The sequence below is a fragment of the Acinetobacter sp. YH12226 genome, from assembly GCF_013417805.1.
GTDB lineage: Bacteria > Pseudomonadota > Gammaproteobacteria > Pseudomonadales > Moraxellaceae > Acinetobacter.
The window spans coordinates 1-2963 of record NZ_VPDG01000050.1 but is presented as its reverse complement, the minus strand read 5'-3'; the positions used below and the strand labels follow the sequence as shown (position 1 = coordinate 2963).

The window sequence follows — 2963 nt, the reverse complement described above, 5'->3', positions numbered from 1 at the left end:
TTGAATTTCTTTATCAGACATAGTGATCAGCATCTATATTTTATATCCAGTCCATGGTGATAAAAACCATCATAAACCAGACATTTTTATTGGTGAGAATATAGACACTTTAAATGGGTTCTAACAACACTATTTCGTATAATGTATATTATGTTAAATTGAGTACATGATATATTAAGTTCATGAACCTCTTTGCTTAACCTAGAATCAATCACTTATATAAAATAATATTTCACATTCATCTAACTTATGTTTATATTTTATTTACTTCATAAGGTTCTTGGTGCTTAGAATGTTTGTCGTAAAAACAATTAAACTTTCAAAAAAGTATTCAAATCAAAATCACATAGTTCTATTATTTGATACTTCAGCTACAGTACCTTGTCTCTATCCCTTACTCTATTCTTTGACTGCACTGAGATTTCAGAGTTTTGCCACACAACAATCAGATATGCTGGCACTAAAGTTTTGGTATGAATTCTGGTATCAGAAATATTCAACTTTGTTTTGCGAATCATTTTTATCCTCCAAATATGAACCTGAGATTTTTTTGAGTGAAATCGATAGCTTTATTGTTTTCTTAGAAAATAATAAAAAGTTAGGAACAAATTTGATTCGACTTAGATCAAATATAGATGTTAACTATATGACTATTACCCAGCGCTTGAGGTCATTGTTTAAGTATTTTGTATATCTTTTAGATGAATATTGGAATGTACGTTATCAAGATATTACAATCAAAGAGTTAACAAATCGTAGAAAAAGAATTGATTTGTTTTTACTGAGTAAAAAAAGGATTTTTGGTAGGTTCTCCAAACGGAGTTTAACTGTAAAAAGTGAAATTAATTATAATTTTAAAAGCTTAACCAATGAAATGATGGTTAGGCTTTATAAAATTATTCGTCCAGACCAGACGGCTAGTATTAATACGGAGAATCCATTCTCCACGAAATCACATCAACTTCGTAATTTTCTGATTGTACATCTTATGATGAACTATGGTTTACGGGTTGGTGAATTAATGCTACTCACAAAAAGATCGATAAAAAAATCTCTTAATTCTGACTCATATAGTCTCATAATAACCAATACCGATGATGAACATGACTCAAGGTTGAGAAAGCCAAGTATAAAAAACGAGCAATCTTATAGGGTTATAAAACTAGATAGTATGGATTATAAGTTTTTGATGCTGTACATAGAAAAGATAAGGTATTGTAATAGTTCAGATATCTTGTTTACATCACTGAAACCACCCTACTCTCCATTGAGCTACTCATCTATTAACGCAATTTTTAAAATGATAGAGCTAGCTTTTAGGACCTTACATCCTATATATTTTGATGATACAAATATCGACTCAATTCAGAAGCTAACCCCTCATGTATGTCGTCATACATGGGCATATACCACATTGGCTTTTGCTATTAAAAAATATCGAAACGAAAGGATACAGTCATTAAAAATCAATAATGAAATTATGCAAAAAGCACTAGAAGATCTACGTGTCTTAGGTGGTTGGAGTGCTAACAGTACAATGCCAGGTTACTATGCAAAACGATTTATTGTTGATAATGCCAATCTTATAAATTTGCAACGTATATCGCAAGAATTTCGGGAATAATAAATGGAGCAATTTGACCTTTTTGAAGATTTTCAGAAACAAAATTCTGTATCGATTTTTAATGATCGTCAGACGATAGCTCTTCAGAATCTAGGTGAAAAAACACCAAAAATTGTTAAGTTTTTAACTGCGGATAAATTTGATGATAAGTTTATTAATTCTACAAACAATATTTGGACGTTTTATTATTCAGGTCAGAAAGAAAAAATAGATTTTTCAAGATTTTCTGAAAATGAAACATCTTTAGTTAAATTTTTTTTAATAATATTTATTCAGAGAAATAGTCCATCTTTTTTGAGTAGAAAATTCTACTCTATTAACTTCTTAATAAATCATTTAAAAAAAAATAATTTAGATTTCAGTTATGAGAATTTGAAAAAGTTTTTGATAGAAATTGCGCCTCTAGAAAATCATTGTAGTACTTATGGACATGTAAAATTTTTATTAAAACTTTTAATTGTAGAAGAATTTCCAAAATTTAATATTGAAGATGATTTTGAACTAGAATTTATTCCTAGACCTCAAGGATTTAATGCACATTTATTCTATCAAGAATATCAAGATTCGATAGACTATGCTCTAATTTCTATGATTCAACAAGGTCTTACAAAGTTAAATCAGGCTATCCATAAAACAGACCAAAATATTAGTCAAAAGACACTCCTTAATTCCGCAATTCTTGGCTTGGTTTATGTAACAGGTCTCAGACCTGTGCAATTAGCTAGGTTAGCTACTGAAGATATAAAAATTGATACAGCACGTATGATTGACCAATTTCATCGTTATAGCATACTAATTCCATATGCAAAACAATCACGTTATGTACATGAAAAGATATCTGTAAAACTTCCAGAAGAAGTTGCTGAAATCATCATTGCTTATATCGAAAGATTTAACTTAAGTCCAAAAGATAAGTTATTTGATTTAGGTGAAAATTCTGCTCGCTTTTGCTCTAAAGCGATTAATACACAATTATTTGAATTTTCTCCAGAATCTTATAAAGAGGCTGTTCTTGTAGGTGAAATGATAAAGCAAAAGTACTCTTTTTCAGATTTTAGGCATCATGTTGGCTACAGTTTGGCAATGGCAGGTTCTTCAGCTGAGGAAATTGCATATATCTTAGGTCACTCTTCTGTTGTAACAGCCAGACATTATATTTTTTCTACCCCTGAACTAGCACAAATTAGAGCGCAGGCACTTGGTAAAAATTCTCTGAACCGTACCGGGTTTGTCGGAGACTTTTTTATTTAAGTTAGGCCACCTGACCTAACGGGTTAATCTTATCATAGTACATTGCTTCAAACTCAAAAGGCGATACATAACCCAGTGCACTGTGTAC

1 protein-coding gene and 1 pseudogene are annotated in these 2963 nt (G+C 30.5%); both read left to right on the top strand.

Translation table 11 applies throughout. The features are described 5' to 3' along the window. The first annotated feature begins 292 nt into the window (after window positions 1-292). Entirely contained in the window at window positions 293-1624 is a 1332-nt protein-coding gene (locus tag FTV08_RS15940) for a site-specific integrase (protein ID WP_180082014.1), read from the top strand. Between the two features lie 3 nt (window positions 1625-1627). Further along, window positions 1628-2845, top strand: a pseudogene (locus tag FTV08_RS15935) (tyrosine-type recombinase/integrase); the annotation flags it as partial. Window positions 2846-2963: the final 118 nt, after the last annotated feature.

What these genes read in the sequence shown, in the direction of transcription:
- FTV08_RS15940 (WP_180082014.1), top strand. Translation starts at nt 293, where the DNA reads ATGTTTGTCGTAAAAACAATTAAACTTTCAAAAAAGTATTCAAATCAA.